Annotated in this window: 15 protein-coding genes and 2 pseudogenes; 13 read left to right on the plus strand and 4 right to left on the minus strand. The window is 57.7% G+C overall.

From position 1 onward, the window contains the following. Nucleotides 1–251: 251 nt before the first annotated feature. Complete coding sequence (locus tag FQ187_RS31065) at nt 252–1,124, minus strand: methyl-accepting chemotaxis protein (RefSeq protein WP_371925560.1); 873 nt, start codon at nt 1,122–1,124, stop codon at nt 252–254. Beyond that, nucleotides 1,107–1,943: pseudogene (locus tag FQ187_RS31070) on the minus strand (MCP four helix bundle domain-containing protein); the annotation flags it as partial. The pseudogene FQ187_RS31070 and the gene FQ187_RS31065, both read right to left, overlap by 18 nt. Nucleotides 1,944–2,152: 209 nt before the next feature. Here FQ187_RS31070 and FQ187_RS27985 point away from each other — a divergent pair. The 4 genes and pseudogenes from FQ187_RS27985 (at nt 2,153) to FQ187_RS31080 (ending at nt 4,720) form a co-directional block, all read left to right on the plus strand. Further along, a complete protein-coding gene (locus tag FQ187_RS27985) occupies nt 2,153–2,383 on the plus strand; it encodes a hypothetical protein (protein WP_008149645.1) in 231 nt (76 codons plus the stop codon). Beyond that, a complete protein-coding gene (locus FQ187_RS27990; protein WP_129439108.1) occupies nt 2,380–2,682 on the plus strand; it encodes a cell division protein ZapA in 303 nt (100 codons plus the stop codon). The genes FQ187_RS27985 and FQ187_RS27990 overlap by 4 nt, the downstream gene beginning before the upstream one ends. A 145-nt stretch (nt 2,683–2,827) precedes the next feature. Then, nucleotides 2,828–3,853: pseudogene (locus tag FQ187_RS31075) on the plus strand (cache domain-containing protein); the annotation flags it as partial. A gap of 135 nt (nt 3,854–3,988) precedes the next feature. After that, on the plus strand, nt 3,989–4,720 hold the full coding sequence (locus FQ187_RS31080; protein ID WP_371925561.1) for a methyl-accepting chemotaxis protein: 732 nt from the start codon (nt 3,989–3,991) through the stop codon (nt 4,718–4,720). Between the two features lie 132 nt (nt 4,721–4,852). Here FQ187_RS31080 and FQ187_RS28000 read toward each other — a convergent pair whose 3' ends face one another. Together FQ187_RS28000 and putA are read right to left on the minus strand one after the other, a co-directional pair. Beyond that, nucleotides 4,853–6,655 carry an acyl-CoA dehydrogenase gene (locus FQ187_RS28000; protein ID WP_149631957.1) on the minus strand — a complete coding sequence of 601 codons (1,803 nt, stop codon included), beginning with the start codon at nt 6,653–6,655 and terminating at the stop codon, nt 4,853–4,855. Between the two features lie 247 nt (nt 6,656–6,902). Beyond that, nucleotides 6,903–10,853 (minus strand): trifunctional transcriptional regulator/proline dehydrogenase/L-glutamate gamma-semialdehyde dehydrogenase, encoded by a 3,951-nt coding sequence (gene putA, locus FQ187_RS28010; protein ID WP_149631959.1) that lies wholly within the window; start codon nt 10,851–10,853, stop codon nt 6,903–6,905. 463 nt (nt 10,854–11,316) lie between these two features. Between putA and putP the strand changes: the two genes are divergently transcribed. From putP to FQ187_RS28055, 9 genes are all read left to right on the plus strand, one after another. Then, complete coding sequence (gene putP, locus FQ187_RS28015) at nt 11,317–12,801, plus strand: sodium/proline symporter PutP (protein ID WP_149631960.1); 1,485 nt, start codon at nt 11,317–11,319, stop codon at nt 12,799–12,801. Nucleotides 12,802–13,041: 240 nt separating this feature from the next. Continuing rightward, nucleotides 13,042–15,060 (plus strand): type VI secretion system tip protein VgrG, encoded by a 2,019-nt coding sequence (locus FQ187_RS28020; protein ID WP_149631961.1) that lies wholly within the window; start codon nt 13,042–13,044, stop codon nt 15,058–15,060. Then, nucleotides 15,050–15,787, plus strand: a complete 738-nt coding sequence (locus FQ187_RS28025; RefSeq protein WP_149631962.1) for a DUF4123 domain-containing protein — start codon at nt 15,050–15,052, stop codon at nt 15,785–15,787. Before FQ187_RS28020 ends, FQ187_RS28025 begins: the two co-directional genes overlap by 11 nt. Next, entirely contained in the window at nt 15,787–20,568 is a 4,782-nt protein-coding gene (locus FQ187_RS28030) for an RHS repeat-associated core domain-containing protein (protein WP_149631963.1), read from the plus strand. Before FQ187_RS28025 ends, FQ187_RS28030 begins: the two co-directional genes overlap by 1 nt. Then, nucleotides 20,568–20,924, plus strand: a complete 357-nt coding sequence (locus FQ187_RS28035) for a hypothetical protein (RefSeq protein WP_149631964.1) — start codon at nt 20,568–20,570, stop codon at nt 20,922–20,924. The genes FQ187_RS28030 and FQ187_RS28035 overlap by 1 nt, the downstream gene beginning before the upstream one ends. Nucleotides 20,925–20,972: 48 nt before the next feature. Continuing rightward, entirely contained in the window at nt 20,973–21,350 is a 378-nt protein-coding gene (locus FQ187_RS28040) for a hypothetical protein (RefSeq protein ID WP_149631965.1), read from the plus strand. 111 nt (nt 21,351–21,461) lie between these two features. Then, nucleotides 21,462–21,971, plus strand: coding sequence for a hypothetical protein (locus FQ187_RS28045; protein ID WP_149631966.1), 510 nt, complete (start codon nt 21,462–21,464; stop codon nt 21,969–21,971). Between the two features lie 92 nt (nt 21,972–22,063). Continuing rightward, nucleotides 22,064–22,702: a hypothetical protein gene (locus FQ187_RS28050; RefSeq protein WP_256667471.1), complete on the plus strand. Its 639-nt coding sequence runs from the start codon at nt 22,064–22,066 to the stop codon at nt 22,700–22,702. 354 nt (nt 22,703–23,056) lie between these two features. Continuing rightward, entirely contained in the window at nt 23,057–23,374 is a 318-nt protein-coding gene (locus tag FQ187_RS28055; protein ID WP_149631967.1) for a hypothetical protein, read from the plus strand. Nucleotides 23,375–23,564 lie beyond the last annotated feature (190 nt).

The raw sequence follows: 23,564 nt of genomic DNA on the forward strand, positions 1-23,564 counted from the left end.
CGGCTTCTTCGAATAGGCCTGATACATAGATGCAACGGGGCGGCGGTTTTTCAAAAGCGGGTAGACAGTGGGGGCGAGTCCATACATAGCAGCTGGCGCAGCCTGCGTTCGGCTGCGCAGCAGTCGTCAAGTCATGGTTCGCGGTATGTCAGGCAGATCCGGTACGCCGGATCACGACTGCTACGCAGCCGAACGCAGGCTGCGCCAGCTGCTAGAAGGGCCCGGTGCGTTCTGACAGGGGGCGGTGATCGTTAAAGGCTAAACCGCCCAACCATGTTGTTCAGGTCCAGCGCCAATCGCGACAGCTCATTGCTCGCGGCACTGGTCTGGTTAGCCCCGGTCGCCGACTGCACCGACAGATCACGAATGTTCACCAGGTTGCGATCCACTTCGCGGGCCACCTGTGCCTGCTCTTCGGCGGCGCTGGCGATCACCAGGTTGCGTTCGTTGATTTCGACGATCGCGCTATTAATAGTGTCCAGCGACATGCCCGCACCACGGGCGATGTTCAAGGTCGATTCAGCACGCTCGGTGCTGTTGCGCATCGAATCCACCGCGTGTTCGGTACCGCTCTGGATGCTGCCGATCATGCGTTCGATTTCGCTGGTCGACTGCTGGGTGCGATGCGCCAGGGCACGGACCTCATCTGCTACTACGGCAAAACCACGACCGGCCTCACCGGCACGGGCTGCTTCGATGGCTGCGTTCAATGCCAGCAAGTTGGTCTGGTCAGCCAGGCCGCGAATCACGTCCAGCACTTTGCCGATGTCACGGGACTCATTGGCCAGATCGCCAATCAGGGTCGCGGTGCTCTGCACATCGGCGCTCATGCGTTCGATGGCGCTCACGGTTTCCTGCACCAGGTCACGACCATCACCGGCGGAGGTGGTGGCATTTTTCGAGGCTTCGGACGTGCTGACGGCATTGCGCGCGACTTCTTCCACGGCGCTGGTCATTTCGTTGACCGCGGTGGCGGCCTGTTCGATTTCATTGTTCTGCTGGGTCAGGCCACGGGCGCTTTCGTCAGTGACACTGTTGAGCTCTTCAGCGGCCGACGCCAGTTGCGTGGCGGAACCGGAAATCCGTTGCAGGGTGTCGCGCAGCTTGTCCTGCATCTTCGACATGGCCAGCAGCAATCGGCCGGCCTCATCCTCACCGTCTACGGTGATCGGGCGAGTCAGGTTGCCTTCGGCAATTTCTTCGGCAGCGCTCAGGGCATTGGCGATTGGCTTGGTGATGCTGTTGGTCAGCAACCAGGCGAAAAGCAGGGTCAGGCCGGTCGCGATCACCAATAGGGTCACCACCAGGTTGAAGGCCGAGGCGTACTGGTCGGCAGCTTGCTGATTGGTGTCGAGGGTCTGCTGAGTGTTGATCTCCAGAAGGCGGTTCAACACGGCATTGACTGCTTCGGAGTTGGTCAGCAGATCGGTGTTGAGCAGGGTGCGCAACTCATCCACCTGATTGTTGCGCGACAGGGTTTTCATCCGGTCTTCGATCTGACGGTATTGCCCCAACAGCTGCACGTACTGATCATAGGCCGCACGCTCCTGCGGGCTGGCGATCAGTTTTTCGTAGACCGTCTGAGCCGTTCGGATTTGCTGATTACGGGTTTCCAGCAGGTCCAGGGTTTTCTGCTGGACTTCCGGCTCGCGGTTCACCAACAGGCGATAAGACAAGACGCGCAGGCGCAGGGTGAGTTGCGTGAACTCGTCGAGGCTTTTGATGCTCGGCACGCTGTTCGAGGTAATCTCCTCGGCGGCGCCGCGAATCTTGCTCATCTGGTTCAAGGCGAACACCCCCAGGATCAGCAGCATGGCGCCAATCAGGGCAAAACCGAGGAACGCCCGTGGCGCGATATTCATATTACGAAGGGACATGGTGTTTACCGAGAAGAGCGCATCCGTGCGGCGCTGAGACTGACGTATGGGTGACTTATCGGTCATACGACTAAAGTCTTGAGGCCCTGCGCGTTTTTGTCGCACAAAGGCTCCGGCGACGAAGTGCAGGAACCAGATCCACCAATCACAGTCTTTAAAGTTCGCGAGGAAGGTCGCCCGCCAGGAAAATCAAGGCCTTGCGCCCCAATAACCCTGGCATCCGTGGTGACTTTTCTTTATCGTACGCGCCCTTTGAAAATGCTTGGAAAATCAAAATGTTGGAAGCATCCCTAAGCCAATTGGAACAGCTGGTCAGCGACTTGGTGCAACAGAACCAGACCCTGCTCGGCACTAACCAAACCCTGAGCGCAGAACTGGCCCAGGCCAAGGATGAAAACGAGAGCCTGCAACTGAGCCTGATGGAACAGGAAGAGAAACAAGGTGCCACCGCTGCACGCATCCAGGCTCTGGTTGAGCGCGTCAGCGCCGGCCCAGTCAGCGCATGAATCACGGCGCCGCAGGGGTAAAAGTCGTCTCGATCCTGGGGGAGGACTATTCGATCAAGGCGCCGGCCGGGGAAGAACAAACCCTGCTGGACGCCGCGTTAATGCTGAAGGCTGCCCTGGCTGACACCAAAAAGAAGTACCCGACACTGATCGGTGACCGCTTGTTGGTGCTGGCGGCAATGAATCTGTGCTCCCAGCAGATCGAAATGCAGAAACAGCATAAGCAGGAACTCGACCGTTACCAAGAGCAAGTCAGCGCCACGGTTGAAGTGATCTCCAAGACGATCAATCAGGCCTGATCGGCTTTGCGCACAACCAAAGAATAAATTGTCGTTTGCGTTGTATACAATCGGCACGGCTGTTGCAGTGTTTCAGCCTCTTATTCTTTGGGGGTGCTCCATGCAGTTCTGGCGACGCAGTATTCAATGGCAGTTGATCCTGAGCATGGGCACCGCCCTGCTGGTCAGTATTCTAATCGTGGTTGGCATTTATACCCTCGTGGTCAACCGTCTCGCCGAGCGCTATCTGGTCGAACAAGCGCTACCGTCGAGCATCGAAGCGATGCGCAACGACATCGAGCGAATCCTCGTTCAGCCCCTCACCGCCGCCAAGGACATCGCCAGCAATAGCATGGTGCGCGACTGGCTGGCCGGGGGCGAAAACAGTGCCCAGACCAACACCTTCGTCACCTATCTGGAAGGCATCCGCGCCGAGCACAAAGCCTTTACCGCGCTGATCGTCGGCACAGCTTCAAACCACTACTTCACCGAAAAAGGCCTGGACCGGACCCTCAGCCGCTCCAACTCCAAAGACGCCTGGTTCTACTCGTTCCTCGACGGCAATCAGCCGCGAACCCTCAATATCGACAATGACACCGCGACCGGAGAGTTGGCGCTGTTCATCGACCTCAAGGTCGAGCAGGCCGGCAAAGTCGTGGGCGTTGCCGGGCTTGGCCTGAGCATGAAAGAGCTGTCGGAGCTGATCCACAATTTCAACTTCGGCGAGCGCGGCAAGGTCTATCTCGTGCGTTCCGACGGTTTGATCCAGGTTCATCCCGAGGCGCAATTCAGCGGCAAACGCACGTTGGCCGAACAAATTGGTGCAACTGCCGCACAAGCGGTGATGGGTCAAAAAGTTGCCACCAACAGTAGCTTTGTCCGCGACGGCGAAGATTATCTGGCGTTGAGCCTGCCGTTGCGTGATCTGGGCTGGACGCTGGTGGCCGAAGTGCCACAGTCGCAAATCTACGCTGAAGCCCGTCGCGCCATGTGGATGAGCAGCGGCATCGGCCTGGCGGTGGCGCTGGTGTGCCTGTTGCTGGTGGTGTTGCTGGCCCGTGGATTGGTGCGGCCGATCCGTCAGGTAACAGCAGCGCTGGTAGCCATCGGTAGCGGTGGGGGAGATTTGACCCACAGGTTAGATTCCAGTCGCGCCGATGAACTGGGCGACCTGGCGCGTGGCTTCAATCGATTCCTAGAAAGTCAGCGCGACATGATCGGTGAAGTGCTGACCACCAGCGAGCGTTTACGTACGGCAGTCGGCCAGGTGGCGCGGGTGGTGGACAACACCGCCGAACGCTCCGGCCGGCAGCAGGAAATGACCGACATGGTCGCCACTGCCGTCCACGAAATGGGCCTGACCGTGCAGGAAATCGCCCAGAACGCGGGTAACGCAGCCGTGGCTTCGCAAACCGCCCGGGATGAGGCGATGCAGGCGCGGGAAGTGGTGGGCGGGTCGATCCGGCATATTGAAAGCATGTCCGATGAAATCGGCCTCGCTGCCAGTGCGGTGGGCGAGTTGGCCCATCAGGTGGCATCCATCGATCAGGTGCTGGCAGTGATTCGCGGGATTTCCGAGCAGACCAATTTGCTCGCGCTCAACGCGGCCATCGAAGCGGCGCGGGCCGGGGACATGGGCCGTGGGTTTGCAGTGGTGGCGGATGAGGTGCGGACGTTGGCGCGGCGGACGCAGTCGTCGACTGATGAGATTCAGCAGATGATTGGCAGCCTCAAGCAAGGCGCGGAGAACGCGGTGTCGTCGATGCATTCCGGGCAAGCGGCGACGGGCACGGGGGTTGAGTCGAGCCAGCGCACCGGGGCGTCGTTGACGGCGATTACCGGACAGGTCGAGCGCATCAGCGACATGAACCATCAGGTGGCGGCAGCGACGGAAGAGCAGTCGGCGGTGACGGAAGAGATTAACCGGAACGTGCAGGGGATTTCTGATCTGGCCCGCGCCACCGCCGGGGAGGTCAGGGCTTGCCGTGAAGACTGTCAGACGTTGCAGCGGTTGGCGGATGATTTGGCGCGGCAGATGGGCAGTTTCAAGCTGAGTTGATGTGTGGTCAGTGCGGGCCCCTTCGCGAGCAAGCCCGCTCCCACATTTGATCCGCGATGCATCAGGCAACGCGGTCAACTGTGGGAGCGGGCTTGCTCGCGAAGGGATTTCAGCAGCACAAAAGGGCTCTGGTTAGAACCACTCATCCTGCATCCCAAGGCACACATCATCCCGAGCCTCAAGAATCGCCAATTCATGGTGGCAACCCGGCACTTCCCACGTCAGAAAATACCGTGCCGCCTGCAGCTTGCCTTTATAGAAGCTCACATCCGCCACATTCCCTTTGGCCAGCCCTTCCTCAGCGCGAATTGCCTGCTCCAGCCAGCGCCAGCCAATCACCGTGTGCCCGAACACTTTCAGGTACAGCGCTGAGTTCGCCAGGCTGCTATTAACCTTGCCTTGCCCCAAATCCGTCAGCAGGCCAACGGTCACCACTTGCAGACGCGCCACCAATTTCTCCAGCGGCTCACGCAGCGCGGTTAAAGACTCATACGCTTGAGCGCGCTCGGCGGTATCGGCAATCAGGCGGATCAATTGCTTGAGTCCCGCACCACCGTTCTGCGCCAGTTTGCGGCCCAGCAAGTCCAGCGATTGAATGCCGTGAGTCCCTTCGTGGATCGGGTTCAGGCGGTTGTCGCGGTAATACTGCTCCACCGGGTATTCGCGGGTGTAGCCGTGGCCGCCAAGTATCTGGATCGCCAGTTCGTTGGCCTTCAGGCAAAACTCCGACGGCCAGGATTTGACGATCGGTGTCAGCAAATCCAGCAGCTCATGGGCCTGTTTGCGCTCGGCTTCAGTCTCAAGCGTCGTGGTGTCGTCAAACAGTCGCGCCGCGTACAACCCAAGGTCGAACGAGCCTTCGACGTAGGCTTTCTGAGTCAGCAACATGCGTTTGACGTCGGCGTGCTGAATGATTGCTACCGGTGCGGTATTCGGATCCTTGCTGTCCGGCACGCGACCCTGCGGACGCTCGCGGGCGTACTCCAGGGAATACAGATAACCGGCGTAACCGAGCATCACCGCGCCCATGCCGACGCCGATACGCGCCTCGTTCATCATCTGGAACATGTAGCTCAAGCCATGATGAGGCTTGCCCACCAGATAGCCGACACACTCGCCGTTGTCGCCGAAGTTCAGCGCGGTAGAGGTGGTGCCGCGCCAGCCCATCTTGTGGAACAGCCCGGCCAGCAACACATCGTTGCGCTTGCCCAGACTGCCGTCATCGTTGACCAGAAACTTGGGCACGATGAACAGCGAAATCCCTTTCACACCCGCCGGTGCATCCGGCAGCTTGGCCAGCACCATGTGCACGATGTTTTCCGACAGCGGGTGATCACCGCCAGAAATAAAGATCTTGTTGCCCTTGAGTCGATACGTGCCGTCAGACGCAGGCTCTGCGCGGGTACGAATATCCGATAGCGACGAGCCGGCATGCGGTTCGGTCAGCGCCATGGTGCCGAAGAAGCGTCCGTCGATCATCGGTTGCAGGAAGCGCTGTTTCTGCTCCTCGGTGCCGAAACTTTCTATCAGATTCGCCGCGCCCATGGTCAGGAACGGATAAGAGGTCGACGCCGCGTTGGCTGATTGGAAATGCGCAAAACAGGCCTGGGACAACAGCGTAGGAAGTTGCATCCCGCCCGCGTCGAAGCTGCGTGCGGCGTTGAGGAAACCGGCTTCGAGGAAGGCATCCACCGCTGGTTTCACTTCCGGAATCAGAATCGCCTGACCGTCCTCATAGCGGGGTTCGTTCTCGTCGCCCTTGCGATTGTGCGGGGCGAAGAACTTTTCGGCGATGTTGCGGGCGGTGCCAATGGCGGCGTCGAAGGTCTCGCGGTTGTGCTCGGCGAAACGCTCACGCTGGGTCAGGCCTTCGGCATCGAGGACTTCATACAGCTCGAAAGCCAGATTGCGGGAACTGAGCAACGTCTCGGACATGGCGGCCTACCTTTTTTTGGAATGGACCGAGTCTAGGCGTGGGGAGGGAGGGGTGAACAGGATGATTGATGAGCGTGATGGTGGAGTCCGGGCACCGCTAATCAAATGTGGGAGCGGGCTTGCTCGCGAAGAGGCCATTACATTCAACATCAATGTTGAATGATCGACCGCCTTCGCGAGCAAGCCCGCTCCCACAAGGGGTTTTGCATTCCAGGCGTCCATAGCGGGCGCCCGGTCTTGTTGCGGTTTAGCCGATAGTCATCAAGCTGGCATTACCACCCGCCGCCGCAGTGTTAACGCTCAACGCCCGCTCGATCACCAGACGCTCCAGCGCAATGTCGGTCTCGCCCTGGGACAACCCATGAACCCCGACAATCGCCCCGGCACGCTTGGCCACTTGCTGGCAGACCGCACGCAGCTGATCGGAATGGCCGTGATGCAGAACCGCATCAAATACCACTTCGTCCTTGTTCCAGTCGGAAACCAGCTTGATCTTCGCTTGAACTTCCTTCGGCAGACGTGCGAACAACGCCTTGGTCAAGTCAGCTTCCGGCCACACCGCCGAACCGCCGACGGCCAATACCGCTGTCAGTTGCGTCAGCAGATCACCTTCGACTTCCGCCAGGCACAGCACGTGTTCGCGCGGCAGGATGGCGTAGCTGTTGCGCTCGCCGGTCGGGCCCGCCAGCACACGGGTGATGCCGCTTTGCGATTGCGCCGCGAACTGCACACACAGGGTGCTCAGGTCGGCAAACTTGTTGCTGTCAGCCCAGACTTGCAGAGCCTTCAGCGGTTTGCTCATGGCGTCACGCAGACGAACGTCCGGTGCCGCGATGGCATCACCGCGAGCGAAGGATTGTTCGATCGCATCGGTAGGACGAGTCGACAGCAGACGGTACAGATACAACGGACCACCGGCTTTCGGGCCGGTACCCGACAGACCTTCACCACCGAACGGCTGCACGCCGACCACTGCGCCCACGATGTTGCGGTTCACGTAGACGTTACCGGCGTTGACGTTGTCGATCACCTTGGCGATGGTCTCGTCGATGCGGGTGTGCACGCCCAGGGTCAGGCCGTAGCCGGAAGCGTTGATCTGGCCGATCAGCTGATCGATGTCTTTGCGCTTGTAGCGAACCACGTGCAGCACCGGGCCGAAGATCTCCCGTTGCAGCTCGTCGAAGCTTTCCAGTTCGATCAACGTCGGCATCACGAAGGTGCCGCGTTTGACTTCTTCGGTGTTGGCGATTGCCACCTGGTACACGCTGCGACCTTTGTCGCGCATGGCCTGGATGTGCTTCTCGATACCCGCTTTGGCTTCGGCGTCGATCACCGGGCCGATGTCCACGGACAGGCGCTCAGGGTTGCCGAGACGGCATTCAGCCATGGCGCCCTTGAGCATTTCGATGACACGATCAGCGGAATCTTCCTGCAAGCACAGCACCCGCAGCGCCGAGCAACGTTGACCGGCGCTGTCGAAGGCTGAAGACACCACGTCGATGACAACCTGTTCGGTCAGGGCCGAGGAGTCGACGATCATCGCGTTCTGGCCACCGGTTTCGGCGATCAGCGGAATCGGGCGACCTTGAGCATCCAGACGACCCGCGACGTTGCGTTGCAGCAAGCGAGCGACTTCGGTGGAGCCGGTGAACATCACGCCTTTGACCCGATCGTCACCGACCAGACGCGCGCCAACGGTTTCGCCACGGCCCGGCAGCAGTTGCAGCACGCCTTCCGGAATCCCGGCTTCGAGCAGCAAGCGCACGGCTTGAGCGGCTACCAGCGGGGTTTGTTCCGCAGGTTTGGCCAGTACAGGGTTGCCGGCGGCCAATGCGGCAGCGACTTGACCACTGAAGATCGCCAGCGGGAAGTTCCACGGGCTGATGCAGACCACCGGGCCCAATGGGCGGTGGGCATCGTTGGTGAAATCGTTGCGGGCCTGCACCGCGTAATAACGCAGGAAGTCCACGGCTTCACGCACTTCGGCGATGGCGTTGGCGAAGGTCTTGCCGGCTTCGCGAGCCAACAGGCCCATCAGCGGCTGGATCTCGCCTTCCATCAAATCGGCGGCACGTTCCAGGATCGCGGCGCGTTCGGCGGGCGGTGTGGCCTGCCAGATCGGTGCAGCGTTCAGGGCGCACTGGATCGCGTTATCGACGTCTTCGACAGTCGATTCCTGCACATGACCAACCACGTCACGCTGATCGGACGGGTTCAAAACCGGCGCAGGCGTTTCAGTGCTGGACGCGCAACCGAGCATCGGCGCGGCTTTCCAGTGGTTATGAGCGGTTGCCAGCAAAGCACAGGACAGCGAAGCCAGACGATGTTCGTTGGCCATGTCGATGCCGCTGGAGTTGGCGCGCTCGGCACCATAAAGATCACGCGGCAGCGGGATACGCGGGTGCGGCAGGCCGAAACCGCCTTCCGCCGTCGCCATTTTCTCGATGCTGGCCACAGGATCGGCGACCAACGCTTGAATCGAAATGGATTGATCGGCGATCTGGTTGACGAACGAAGTGTTCGCACCGTTTTCCAGCAGACGACGTACCAGGTACGCCAGCAGTGTTTCGTGAGTACCGACCGGTGCGTACACGCGGCACGGACGGTTCAACTTGCCTTCGGAAACTTTGCCTACAACCTGTTCGTACAACGGTTCGCCCATGCCGTGCAGGCACTGGAACTCGTACTGGCCGGGGTAATAGTTCTGACCGGCAATGTGGTAAATGGCCGACAAGGTGTGGGCGTTGTGCGTAGCGAACTGCGGGTAGATGACTTCCGGCACCGACAGCAATTTGCGGGCGCAGGCGATGTAGGAAACGTCGGTGTACACCTTGCGGGTGTAGACCGGATAGCCTTCCAGGCCTTCGACCTGGGCGCGTTTGATTTCGCTGTCCCAGTACGCGCCCTTTACCAGGCGGATCATCAGGCGATGACGGCTGCGACGAGCCAGGTCGATCACGTAGTCGATTACGTACGGGCAACGCTTTTGATAAGCCTGGATCACGAAACCGATGCCGTTCCAGCCGGTCAGTTGCGGCTCGAAGCACAGGCGCTCCAGCAGATCCAGCGACAGCTCGAGGCGGTCGGCTTCTTCGGCGTCGATGTTCAGGCCGATGTCGTATTGCTTGGCCAGCAGCGTCAGCGACAGCAGGCGCGGGTACAACTCGTCCATCACGCGCTCGTACTGGGCGCGGCTGTAACGCGGGTGCAGGGCCGAGAGCTTGATGGAAATGCCCGGGCCTTCATAAATCCCACGACCATGGGACGCTTTGCCGATGGAGTGGATGGCTTGTTCGTACGAGGCCAGGTACTTCTGGGCGTCGTGCTCGGTGAGTGCGGCTTCACCCAGCATGTCGTAGGAATAGCGGAAGCCTTTGGCTTCGAACTTGCTGGCGTTGGCCAGGGCTTCGGCGATGGTTTCGCCGGTCACGAACTGCTCGCCCATCAGGCGCATGGCCATGTCGACGCCCTTGCGGATCATCGGCTCGCCGCTCTTGCCGATGATGCGGCTCAAGGACGAAGTCAGGCCGGCTTCGTTGTGGGTGGCGACCAGTTTGCCGGTCAGCAACAAGCCCCAAGTCGCGGCGTTGACGAACAGCGACGGGCTGTTGCCCAAGTGCGGGTGCCAGTTGCCGGTGCTGATCTTGTCGCGGATCAGCGCATCACGAGTGCCTTTGTCCGGGATGCGCAGCAGCGCTTCGGCGAGGCACATCAGCGCTACACCTTCCTGGGACGACAGGGAAAATTCCTGCAACAGGCCCTGAACAATCCCGGCACGGCCGCCGGCGCTTTTCTGATTGCGCAGCTTGTCGGCAATCGAAGAGGCGAGCTTGTTGGTGGCTTCGGCCATCGCGGCAGGCAGGCGAGCCTGCTCGATCAGCATCGGCACTACTTCCGGCTCGGGGCGACGGTAAGCGGCGGTGATCGAAGCGCGCAGCACCGATTGCGGCAGGATGCTTTCGGCAAACTCGAGGAAGCACTGGTGGGCATGATCCAGAGGCGCATCGACGACGTCGTCGGAATCCTTGGTCAAACCGCTCAGCTCGGTCAGGGTTGCACCACCCTCGAGTTTTTCCAGGTAATTGAAAATTGCCTGCTTGATCAGCCAGTGCGGCGTGCGATCAATCGAGGTCGCGGCAGCCTTGAGGCGCTCGCGGGTCGGGTCGTCAAGTTTGACCCCAAGGGTGGTGGTAGCCATATTTTTATCCTCATGTTTGCCACGACCGCGTGGCATCAGCTGGCGGCAAGATTAGCCGTGCAACCGTCGAGGTGCAACCGGGTGCAACCCTTTTTTGTCGGAATAATGCGCAGCTCGTCAGGAATTAAATTCCGGTACGAACCTACCGCTCCTAATTGGTGCTTTTGCTTCTAGTAAACCGCCAGGACTGCGCTAAAAGGGAGCAAAAACAGGCTTTTTTCAGATAAATCCGACTAGGTGCAACTTATTCTCGCGAAACTGGTTGCACCTTATTTACTTTGTTGAATAGCATTCGCGCCCAAGGTGCAACCGGTCAAAAAAGACAGGTGCACCGGCTGATGGCTTTCCTGGGGAAACATCAGTCATAAATGCGCGGGCCCCGAAATCGTCTGAACAAACGTTGCCGTTTGTCGGCGATTTCACACTCTGCCGCTACATAAAAACAAAGCCAGGGCATCACTTAATGAGCGTAAGCAATCCAACACTGATCACGTTCGTGATCTACATCGCAGCAATGGTGCTGATCGGCTTCATGGCCTATCGCTCCACCAACAACCTTTCTGACTACATTCTGGGCGGTCGCAGCCTGGGCAGCGTCGTGACTGCATTGTCCGCCGGCGCCTCCGACATGAGCGGCTGGTTGTTGATGGGTCTGCCGGGCGCAATCTACATGTCCGGTCTCTCCGAAAGCTGGATCGCCATCGGTCTGATCATCGGTGCTTACCTGAACTGGCTGTTTGTCGCCGGCCGTCTGCGTGTACAGACCGAGCACAACGGCGATGCGCTGACCCTGCCGGATTACTTTTCCAGCCGTTTTGAAGACAAAAGCGGCCTGCTGCGGATCATCTCTGCCGTCGTGATCCTGGTGTTCTTCACCATCTACTGCGCCTCCGGCATCGTGGCCGGCGCCCGTCTGTTCGAAAGCACCTTTGGCATGTCCTACGAGACAGCGCTGTGGGCCGGTGCTGCGGCGACGATTGCCTACACCTTCGTTGGTGGTTTCCTGGCGGTGAGCTGGACTGACACCGTACAAGCCACGCTGATGATCTTCGCCCTCTTGCTGACCCCGATCATCGTGCTGCTGGCTACCGGCGGCGTCGACACCACGTTCCTGGCGATCGAAGCACAGGACGCCAGCAACTTCGACATGCTGAAAAACACCACCTTCATTGGCATCATTTCGCTGATGGGCTGGGGCCTGGGCTACTTCGGCCAGCCGCACATCCTGGCGCGCTTCATGGCGGCGGATTCGGTCAAATCGATTGCCAAAGCACGTCGCATCTCCATGACCTGGATGATCCTGTGCCTGTGCGGCACCGTAGCGGTAGGTTTCTTCGGTATTGCTTACTTCGCGGCGCACCCTGAACTGGCCGCACCTGTGACTGAAAACCCGGAGCGCGTATTCATCGAACTGGCCAAAATCCTGTTCAACCCATGGGTTGCCGGTGTCCTGCTGTCGGCCATTCTGGCTGCCGTGATGAGCACCCTGAGCTGCCAGTTGCTGGTGTGCTCGAGCGCCCTGACCGAAGACTTCTACAAAACCTTCCTGCGTAAAACCGCTTCCCAGGTCGAGTTGGTCTGGGTCGGCCGTGCCATGGTGCTGCTGGTTGCTTTGATCGCTATCGCTCTGGCTGCTAACCCGGAAAACCGTGTACTGGGTCTGGTCAGCTATGCTTGGGCTGGTTTCGGTGCTGCGTTCGGCCCGGTTGTCCTGATCTCCGTGATCTGGAAAGACATGACTCGCAACGGCGCACTGGCCGGCATTCTGGTTGGCGCGATCACCGTAATCGTCTGGAAACACTTCGAGCTGCTGGGCCTGTACGAAATCATTCCTGGTTTCATCTTCGCCAGCCTGGCCATCTACATCGTCAGCAAACTGGGCACGCCGACTCACGGCATGCTTCAGCGCTTCGCCGCTGCCGAGGCTGATTTCCGCCTGAACAAGTGATGGGGACGAGCTGAGACTCTGACCTTTCGCCGAACATGAAAACGGCCCGCTTCCTTTTGGAGGCGGGCCGTTTTTTTGTTTGTACGACCCATCTGACGGGTATGTCTGTAGTTTTCTATCCTGACTTGTGAAAGAAAAATCTCTAAAAAAGTAGGGCAAATCTGATTTACCTGTCCCTCCATCAACGCCCCTTGTCGCTCATGCAGAATCGCCCGCCTTCATTCTGTAGAGACACATCGGATGTTCGCTCCTGCCAATCAACCGCGTTTCACGCTGACGATCGACGGCGTCCAGAATGAACTCAAGGTGCTTGAGTTCATGGGCAAGGAAGCCATCAGCCAGCCCTACCGTTTTGACCTGGAACTGGTCAGCGAACGGCCCGACATCGAACTCGAAAGCCTCCTGCATCGTCAGGCGTTCCTGAGTTTTGATGCGCAGGGTTCCGGCATTCATGGCCAGATTTTTCGCGTCGGCCAAAGCGATTCCGGACAACGCCTGACGGGTTACCAAATCAGTCTCGTGCCGCGTCTGGCCTACCTCGGCCAGCGCATCAATCAGCGGATTTTCCAGCACAAAAGCGTGCCGACGATCGTCGCGCAAATCCTCAAGGACCACGGCATCCAGCGCGATGCTTTCGAGTTTCGGCTCGGCAGCGACTACTCCCCTCGTGAGTACTGCGTGCAATACGCCGAAAGCGATCTGGCGTTCATCCAGCGGCTGTGTGCCGAGATCGGCATTCACTACCACTTTCAGCACAGCATCGACGGGCACCTGTTGGTATTTGGTGATGATCAGACGGTTTTTCCTCGTCTGCCCGAGCCGACGCTCTACCTGCCAGGCAGCGGAATGGCGGCGGATGCGCCGGCCATCAAGCGTTTCAACGTGCGACTGGAAACCCGGACGACAGCCGTAACCCGTCGCGACTACGACTTCCAGAAACCTCGCCTGCAACTTGAAAGCCGCCTCGACAGTGAGATGCCACCGGTGCTCGAGGATTACCACTTTCCTGGTCAATTCACCGATCGCGAACACGGCAGGCATCTGGCCCAACGAGCACTCGAACGCCACAACGCCGACTTCCGTCAGGCCGAAGGTCGTGGCGACGAATCGGCGTTGGTCAGTGGCCACTTCCTACACCTGGCCGAGCATCCGCGTCAGGCATGGAATGACCTGTGGTTGATCACCGAAATCGAGCACCGTGGCCGACAGCCGCAAGTGCTGGAAGAGTCAGTTACCAGCGACGGCCCGGATGATTTCCAGGGCTATCGCAATACCTTTCTGGCGACGCCGTGGGACGTTTCGTTTCGTCCACCGCTCGGGCCGGAAAAACCACGCATGCTCGGCTATCAGCCCGCCGTGGTCACCGGCCCGGCCGACAGCGAAATCCACTGCGACGAGTTCGGTCGGGTCAAGGTTCAGCTGGCCTGGGACCGTGACGGTCAGCTCGATGAACACGCCAGTTGCTGGCTGCGCGTCGCCACCGGCTGGGCCCACGACCGTTATGGCAGCGTGTTGATTCCGCGAGTCGGCATGGAAGTGCTGGTGGGCTTCATCGACGCCGATGCCGACAAACCGCTGGTGATGGGTTGCCTGCCAAACGCAGCAACACCAGCGCCGCTCGATCTGCCCGCCGACAAAACCCGCAGCATTTTCCGCAGCCAGAGCAGTCCCGGTGGCGGCGGTTACAACGAATTGCGCATCGAAGATCGCAAAGGCGCCGAGGAAATCTACCTGCGCGCCCAGCGAAACTGGACTCAGCACGTACTGAATGATCAACAGGTGCAGGTCGATAACGCCCGCAGCATCGTCGTCACCGGCACCGCTCGCCATGAGCTGAAGGCCGACGAGCAACGCATAACCCACGGTCAACGCCAGACTGAAGTGAAGCAGGACGATCACTTGGTGGTGATCGGCGACCGGCACATTCGGGTGACCAATCAGGCGCTGAATGCCAGTCAGCAATTCCATGTCAGCGCCGGCCAGCAAGTGGTGATCGACGGCGGGGCCAGCGCGACGATTCAGGCGGGCGGGCAGTGGATCAACATTGGGCCGGGCGGGATTTTCAGTAGCGTACCGATTCAGGTGGGGGGCGCGTTGATGTCGGCCATGGCAGCTGCGCCGGTCTTGCCGGATACACCGTTGAAACTTGTCGCTGCCCCGGCGGCGCTGCTGAGTGCCGCACAGATTCTGAGCCTGAAAAGCGACGCGCCGTTCTGTGAGGAATGTGAGCGCTGCAAGGAGGGTGTCTGTGCAGCCTGATGTCTTGTCACCCCACGACTGGCTGGATCGCCAACCGCTCAAACCTTCCGAGCAGTTGTTCGCGGTTTTCAGCAATGCGAGCGGCGCTGAACCGTTTAAAGCGTGGCAGCGTTCGATCACGGCTCAAGCACCCAGTCCGATCTGGGCCGACACCGCTTACGCCGAGTGGGAACCGGTGATGCCCTATGTCGGAATCGTCGCTGCGGGCAGTGAGTTTCTGGAGTGGGTCGCCACAACCGAGTCTCGTGATTGGGGTTGGCTGGCGGTGGCTTCCGTCTCTCAAAACGTGCTGGTCGAGCACTTGCGCAGCCTCACTCAAGTTCTTTTGCCCAACGGCAATGCGGTGTTTTTCCGCTTCTGGGACGGGCGTTTTTTGCTACCGATTCTTCGATCAGCCGAGGTTAACGCTACGCAGTTAATGCCGGTAATCGAGCGCTGTTTGATCAATGGCCAATCGGTCGAAATCGGTGGCCAAGCGCTGAACAGCTCCCAGGTTTTTCCGTGGTGGAAAGTCTCCGAATCGCTGCTCAAACATCTCGGTGCCGAATTCGCAACTACCCGAATCAGCAACCTGCTCAAGTGGCTTAGCGAGGAGCGCCCTGATCTTTTTGAGGCGTTTTCCGACAGCGTTTTGCGCCACAAGATCGCGATCTTTCTTGAAACACCGGACCTGCCTCAAGCACCCAAAACAGCCTTGGTGGATTACCTGATGGCGGAGCTGAACTGATGGATCAGATTGTGCGTATCGAGCAGGAGCTCGACAGTTTCCCAAGCACCCTTTCTCTTTATCGCGAACAGTTGAAGCACTGGTTCAGTCGGGCGGCGGACAAGGCCAGTCACGCGGCTGATTTGCCTTCGTTGATGGGCATGGAACGGATCATTCGATTCGGCAGCACCAGCACAGCGGTGAGCAGTGGCGACGACGATTTTCTCTCCTCCGTGGTGCAATGCCCAAAGGGTGGAAAGCTAGAGATAGAGAGCAAGTTTGAATCGGTTTATGACATCCCCGTGGGGAATATTCAGGTAGATGTGATTGCGCTTGAGAGCGGAGAGACGACGCTTGTCACGCTTGATGAAAATGGCAAAGGGACGTTCAAGGGGGACGAGGGCAAGTTCTACCGCATTCATGTCCACAACGAAGTCACACCGCAGCACGTTGAAGATCTTTTCTCTTCCTACAACGGCCTGACGAAGGAACTTGAGAAGTGGCTGCGTGATGAATGGAAGTCGTTTAAGCCGAAGTGGTCGGAATCTTCTTCGGTTGCTGTAGGCAATGGATTGCTCGCGGGAAGTTGGGCGGCAATCGAGGGCGTGTGGGACGGCATCGGACTGCTTTCGGACATCCTCAAGGATCCCGGGAAGTTTGGTGAGCGGTTGGGCGAGAGCGCCGCAGAGCTGAAGAACCTCGCGGAAACCGCCCCCGATGTCATGGAAAAAGCCCAACTGCTGGCCAGTGACGAAGCGGCGCTGTGCCTGCTGTTACGCACCGCCAGCCTCTGGTTGGACATGCTGCCGCCCGGCGAGATCGCCGGTAAAACTGCCGAAGCCGTGTCGACGGTGGTGGTGCAGCTGTTGATCGACATCCTGATTGGCATCGTTCTGACGTTCGCTGCAGCAGGGGCCGGTATCGCCTATTTGACGATGCGGCTGGCGAATCGAGCTGCGCAATTACTCAGCGCTGTTCTGCGCCTCGTCAAAGCGATTTTCACGATCATCAACAGCTTCATCAGCTACGTCGACCGCTACAAAAAAGTCGCCGCGAGGGGCATCGCGGCCGGTATGAAAAAAGGCCGGATGCAGCTGCGCTGGGATGCCAAGCGCAATACCACGCTCAAGCAAAACGAACACCACGACAACGTTCCGGATCAGGCGAAAAACCCCAACGGCGACAGCGCCGATTCCGTCGATAAAACTGCGACCAATAAATGCCCGGTGTCGATGGTCACCGGCGAAGAACTGCTGACCCTCACCGACGGCTCGCTGGACGGCATCCTGCCGTTCGACTTCAGCCGGCTCTATCGCACCAGCGCCGCCGAGATCGATTGCGGCCTCGGTTTCGGCTGGAGCCATTCGCTCTCCCATCGACTGGAAATCGACGGTGACAGCGTCATCTGGATCGACCACGAAAACCGTCGTACCACCTTTCCGCTACCGAGTACCGAGCGCCCGGCGATACACAACAGCCTGTCGCGGGCGGCGATTTATCTCGGAGATCAACCAGAAGAACTGATCCTCGCCCAGGCCGGTGACGACACGCGCTTCTATCACTTTCAAAACGGCCGACTGACAACGATCAGCGACGCTTACGACAACCGCCTGCGCATCACCCGCGACCGTCAGGACCGCATCCAGCGCCTCGACAACGGCGCCGGCCGTGCCTTGCGATTGCGCTATGACCGCAGCCATTTGGTCGCCGTCGACTATCAGGTTTTTGTCCCGGCCCAGACCCTCGACGAGGCTTGGCACACCGAGCAGACACTGGTCAGTTACGGCTACGACGAACGCGATCAACTGATCGAAGCAACCAATGCCGCCGGCGAAAGCGAGCGCTACGACTACGACGATCAGCACGTCATCCTGCAGCGGCAACTGACTGGTGGGGCGAGTTTCTTCTGGGAGTGGGAAAGGTCCGGCAAGGCTGCGCGATGCATCCGCCACTGGGCGTCGTTTTCGCAGATGGATGCGCGCTATGTCTGGGATGACGAGGGCAGCGTCACCGTTCACAACATCGACGGCAGCGAAGAAGTTTACGTCCACGACGATCGGGCTCGCTTGGTGCGCAAGGTCGAGCTGGACGGCGGCGAACACCTCAAGGCTTACGACGACAACGGTCGGCTGATTGCCGAGCAAGACCCGCTCGGCGCCGTCACCGAATACCGTTACGACGAGGTCGGACGGCTGATCGCGCTGATTCCACCGGAAGACGAACCGACTGCCTACGAGTATCGAAACGGTTTCCTGCATGCGCGGTACCGCGGCAAAGCCGTGTGGAAATATCAGCGCAATACGCACGGTGACATCACCGAAGCGACCGACCCCGACGGCCATGTCAGCCACTATCACTACGACGAAAAAGGGCTGCTGCTGTCGATCCGTTACCCGGACACCAGTCGGCATGTCTTTGCCTGGAATGGCTTGGGGCAGTTGGTTGAGGAAACGCTGCCGGATGGTGGTGTGCGGCGGTTTTCCTACGACGCGCTGGGGCGGCAGATTACCCGTCAGGACGAACACGGCGCCGTTACCCAGTACCAATGGGATGCCGTCGGCCGACTGATCCAGACGACGCTTCCTACAGGCGCCAGCCGCGCGTTCAGCTACAACGCCTACGGCAAGATCACCGCCGAACGCGATGAACTGGGTCGCGTCACCCGCTACGAATACGTCGACGATCTGCACCTGGTCAGCCGCCGCCTCAATCCCGACGGCACCCAGCTGAAGTACCGCTACGACAACGCGCAGCTGTTGCTCACGGAAATCGAAAACGAATCCGGTGAAAAATATCTCCTGGACTACACGCCCAACGGCTTGATCCGACAGGAAACCGGATTCGACGGCCAACGCACGGCGTACGCCTACGACCTCAACGGCCAGTTGCTGGGGAAAACCGAATTCGGCGACGATGGCTCGCAACTGGTGACGGGTTATCAGCGGGATTCGGCCGGACGCCTACTGGTCAAAACCCTGCCCGACGGCATCAAGGTCGAATATCGCTACGACAGCCTCGGCCGGTTGGTCAGCGTCGACGACGGTCACGATCACCCGCTGGAGTTCGAATACGACCAGCAAGACCGCCTGATCACCGAGCACCAAGGCTGGGGAACCTTGCGCTATGGCTACGACGCCTGCGGCCAGCTCAATCGCCTGCGCCTGCCGGACGGCAGCAAACTCGACTACCACCACGCCAAGGGCGGTGCGCTGACGGCCATCGACCTCAACGGTGCGCGGCTTACCAGTCACCAATTCGCCTTCGGTCGCGAACAGCAACGCCAGCAGGGGCAACTGCTCAGCGAATATGCCTACGACGATCAGGGCCGATTGAAGGCCCACGCTGTCAGCCAACAGCACCAAACGCTGTATCGCCGCGACTATGCCTACAGCGCCAACGGCAATCTCGACAGCATCGCCGACACCCGTCACGGCCAACGCAATTACCAATACGACCCGCTCAACCGCCTGACCCGCGTCCGCCACACCCGCGACGACCCACCGGAAAGCTTCGCCCACGACCCAGCGGGCAACCTGCTGATGCAGGATCGTCCCGGCGCCGCGACCGTCAAAGGCAACCGTCTGCTCATGCAGGGCGACCGCCATTACGACTACGACGCCTTCGGCAACCTGATCCGCGAACGTCGCGGCACCGCGCAAAAACTCGTCACCGAGTATCGGTATGACTGCCAACACCGGTTGGTCGGCGTCACAACCCCTGACGGTCGTTGCTCAAGTTACCGCTACGACGCCTTCGGCCGCCGCATCAGCAAAACCGTCGACGGCCACACCACCGAGTTCTTCTGGAAAGGCGACAACCTCATCGCCGAAAGCAGCTGCGAGCACTACCGCAGCTACGTCTACGAACCGGGCACTTTCCGCCCATTGGCCATGCTCGATGGCAAAGGCCCGCGCAAGGCGTGCCCGTTCTACTACCAACTCGATCACCTCGGTACGCCGCAGGAACTGACGGATTACAGCGGCGAAATCGTCTGGTCGGCGAAGTACAACGCCTACGGGAAAGTCACTCGCCTTGCATTCGGTGGGGGAGAGCAGCTCGAGCAACCGTTGCGGTTTCAAGGGCAGTACTTCGACGCCGAGAGCGGCCTGCATTACAACCGGCATCGGTACTATGATCCGGAGGTTGGCCGGTACCTGACGCCCGATCCGATCAAGTTGACGGGTGGGCTGAATCAGTACCAGTACACGCCGAATCCGACGGGGTGGGTTGATCCGTTGGGGCTGAGCGGGAATTGCCCGCCGCCGAATAAGCCTGGGTGTGGGGCGCCGGATGATACGACTGGCGCTAGGGTTGATGAAGGTGAGCCGGCGCTGCCGAAGCTGACGGGTGATCAGCGTAGGGCGCGGATTGATGAATTGGCGGAGGCGGTTGTTCATAGGCGATTGAAAGAAATGGAAGATTCAATTGATGAGGCCCACTTTCTACAGAAACATGGTGCTCAAACCACTCTGCAGTCCCAGCTTCAGCGAGTGCAAGAAGGCAGGAACCCTGGGACCGGCGAAATAGATAGGTACGAGAGAGGAAGGCGAAGGGGCGAGCCCGTAATACCCTCTGCGGCGACACACTTTCTCAGCCATCGCGATCAGATGAATGCGATACAGCGCGCACAGTTGATTTTTAAACAGAATGGTTTGAATGCTTCCAAGCGTCCAATTGAAATGGGTAAAAAAGTAGGAGAGGGATTTAAGAGAGACGGCTTGCAGTACGGTGAACAAACCAGAGCAATAGTTTACTTGAATTCAGCGGGTCAGCCTTTAACAGCTTTTACGGATTTTGACTAATGAAAAATTCTTACGATATTTGGGATATACGTAGTTTGCTTTTCGTCTTTGATATAGAAAATACACGTGACTTGAAAAGGGAAGAAATTATAGTTTCGAAGGACGTGAATGATGAGAATGAGCTCGCTGAGCTATTTGATCTGTTGCTGCGTCCGGAGTTTTTTATCTATAGTCAAAAAGAGCGGCAATTACTTATGGATACTTTGGAGTATTTTTTAGGTTGTGGTGACAATTTCGATGGGGTTTTTTCAAAAATTGACACTTATTTTGATGAAGATGTTAAGGATCAGAGAGGGTTTATGATGGTTCTTCTTAACTGTTTGCAGCGTTATAAGTCTGAGGGCGATGATAAATAATAGTGTAGATGAACTTGTCCGTTTTTGACAAGGTAGTGAGGCCAGCGAATGACTAAGAGATATGAAGCCGTAGTGCTGGCAGTAGGTCCAGTGGTTGAAGAAGAGGTCTTGTTGCTCGTTAAGGGCTTGGAAGTTAAATGCTTCGCAAGCTACTGCCTATCAAAAATTGAAGTGGGAGAAACCTATGAAGTGGAATTCGATTTGGTGCTTGCCGATACTGATGTAGTTGCTGCTGCAGAGGAGCCAATCACTACACTGATAGAAATGAAAGATGACGGATTTTCATGCGCGCTTTATGGGTATTTGGATGGGGGTGTGTTTCGATCTTTTGTGGATTTTTCGGATCAGGACATTCACTACGACTATCCTCATCTGAACGGGCGATTCGTAAAAGTTAAGGTAGATCGAATAGACGTTTCTTTCTGACGGAAGTTACGGGGTTTACGGACATAGAATAAATAAATCTGTTCACTTTCACTTAATGTGCTGCTGGGCCGTTTGAAATGATATCAGTCGAAAAACGATGGAGCATGAATTGTGCCTGAAGTTATTGAGGGAAGATGGTCGTTTGATGATTTCAAACGCTGGACTTGTAGAGAGACAGACGCGGAGTTGTTTGACGATGACTACGCGGAGGATCCTGATGCTGTTGATATGAATATTTTAGGAGAGTGTGGAGATGCAGGAATTTTAGAGTTGATTTCGAATCCGGACTGTAGAGCTCGATCATACTTTGCTGATCTGTTAGCTCTCAGTCTATGCAATGTGTTTCGGTCTGGCAGGGACCTACCGTTTCATTTTTCTCGATTTCTTGGGATTAAGTCTCTGAAAGACTACATGTCGGAAGTTGAAGAAGTCGCGGTACGTGTTTACGAAGCATGTTTGGTAATCGATAGTATGAAAAATATCGCCGATCCTGCTATTCAATCGTTATACAAGCAAATTATGGATTTTAGGCATGATGAAACTAGCTGCGTGCTTGAGTTTTATTGGAGCTGTCGGAGAAAAACAGATCTCAGTTTGTTTGAGGCTGAAGCGAAAAGTTAAACTGTGCGGATTAGGTCTTTTGCTCCCCGTCGGAAATTCGTCCCGTTTTTGCCCTCGATCAGATGTTTTATGTTTTTTAGAAGTTGGTTCTTTTGCTGCAGGTTGTTGAGAAAGAAAGCACTGCATCATTGCGTGAACGAATGGATAGCGCTGGATGCGTATTCAAGTTTGTAGTTCTTTCACCGGAATCTGAGATTGAAATTGATGAAAGCATGCATCGACATGCGCTGATAGCGCTTCATGAGTTGCTGATGACAGAGGCGATGGAGTGGCACGAAAATCTCGTCAAAGATCCAAAGTATGAGGATTATCCGGAACCGCTGATTAGTTGGGATTTAGAAAATGCCATAGCTACTCCACTCAGTCGGGATGAGGTGCGGCATCTGACTTCCACTGATAGAACCAATATTTTTGAGCGGCTAGCGCTATACGCCTGCTTTGTAAATCCTCCGTGTCGTGCTCAATTTAAAAATGGGGAGGCGGAGGCGCAGTCGGTTTTTCTCAGATGGTGCGAACTCCTTGGGTTAAACGAAATAGATGATGTCTCAGTGGTGAATTGGGTCGAGCGGCTCAACAGAGGCCTGCATGGTTATGACGACACCATTGCAAGTGTCGAGTCATGGAGCAATTATTTTGATGCAGGCTTGGAGTGGTGGGGGGGGGGGTGTCTCACGATCTGGAATCCCAAGCGTCGAACTATTAGCGCATTGATTGCCAGCACCACAGACTGATTCGGCTGTTTAGAAGTCTCGTAACGGTCGCGAAATTTCTGGGCAAGGTCATCGGAAGTTTCCTTCAACCTGTAGCGGTTTCCATGAACTGGTGCGCAACGCGCCTCATCGATAGTCTCTTAGCTGTCACTGCAAATTCAGTGACAGGGCGTGGAAGCCCTTCTATCGTTAGGCGCATCAAGCGCCACCAGTTCGGCGTGTTTTATCGTCTGTGTTTTATGGTGGCTGTGCGCGGGGCGCTTTCGAGTGCGCCGGGTGCCTAACGTCTCGGTCTTCCACACCTGCGTACAGCCGCCACCCATTGCGTGGAAGCGATTTCTGGCGGCGTCAATCCATACGTTAGGACTAAAATTGATGAAAGCACTTAACCCCGATCCACCCTACGAAAAACCAACCCCCCATCCCCAAAGCCGCTTCATGGCGCTCACCAGCAATTGCGACGACATGCCAACCCTGTTCGTCGACACTCAAGCGCCGCTGGACGTTTTGTATGACGCTGCCAGCTACCGAATTCGTGCCGTCACCCAAGTGATGGAGAACTTGTCCATGCGCGGTTCGATCGAGTGTCAGTCCTTCATTCTTAGTGATTTTGCTTTGCTCTGTGCCATTCCGTTGCGGGATGGGTGTGATGTGCTGGATGTGTTAGGGCGACGATTGAAGGCTCGGCCTTAGGAGTAACTCCGGACGCTTTCCCTGATGCGATTCAGTCAAACAACTTTGGCTGAGTCGCACGAGTTGTAATTGGATGGACTCGCCCAAGCCGAGGCGTCAATGCGCCACGGTGGCAGTCTAAACAGCCAACGACAGCGAGGGCGAGTCCATGAAAAATCATAGTTCGATTGATCAATCCCTGTCTTCTTCC

Source organism: Pseudomonas sp. ANT_J28 (assembly GCF_008370005.1).
Taxonomy (GTDB): Bacteria; Pseudomonadota; Gammaproteobacteria; order Pseudomonadales; family Pseudomonadaceae; genus Aquipseudomonas; species Aquipseudomonas frigoris.

Excerpts from the sequence above, each read along its gene's own strand:
- FQ187_RS31080 (WP_371925561.1), top strand. The coding sequence starts at position 3,989 with ATGGTCGCCACTGCCGTCCACGAAATGGGCCTGACCGTGCAGGAAATC.
- FQ187_RS28030 (WP_149631963.1), top strand. The coding sequence starts at position 15,787 with ATGGATCAGATTGTGCGTATCGAGCAGGAGCTCGACAGTTTCCCAAGC.
- putA (WP_149631959.1), bottom strand. The coding sequence starts at position 10,853 with ATGGCTACCACCACCCTTGGGGTCAAACTTGACGACCCGACCCGCGAG.
- FQ187_RS28020 (WP_149631961.1), top strand. The coding sequence starts at position 13,042 with ATGTTCGCTCCTGCCAATCAACCGCGTTTCACGCTGACGATCGACGGC.
- FQ187_RS28040 (WP_149631965.1), top strand. The coding sequence starts at position 20,973 with ATGACTAAGAGATATGAAGCCGTAGTGCTGGCAGTAGGTCCAGTGGTT.
- FQ187_RS27990 (WP_129439108.1), top strand. The coding sequence starts at position 2,380 with ATGAATCACGGCGCCGCAGGGGTAAAAGTCGTCTCGATCCTGGGGGAG.
- putP (WP_149631960.1), top strand. The coding sequence starts at position 11,317 with ATGAGCGTAAGCAATCCAACACTGATCACGTTCGTGATCTACATCGCA.
- FQ187_RS28035 (WP_149631964.1), top strand. The coding sequence starts at position 20,568 with ATGAAAAATTCTTACGATATTTGGGATATACGTAGTTTGCTTTTCGTC.
- FQ187_RS28000 (WP_149631957.1), bottom strand. The coding sequence starts at position 6,655 with ATGTCCGAGACGTTGCTCAGTTCCCGCAATCTGGCTTTCGAGCTGTAT.
- FQ187_RS28055 (WP_149631967.1), top strand. The coding sequence starts at position 23,057 with ATGAAAGCACTTAACCCCGATCCACCCTACGAAAAACCAACCCCCCAT.
- FQ187_RS31065 (WP_371925560.1), bottom strand. The coding sequence starts at position 1,124 with ATGTCGAAGATGCAGGACAAGCTGCGCGACACCCTGCAACGGATTTCC.
- FQ187_RS27985 (WP_008149645.1), top strand. The coding sequence starts at position 2,153 with ATGTTGGAAGCATCCCTAAGCCAATTGGAACAGCTGGTCAGCGACTTG.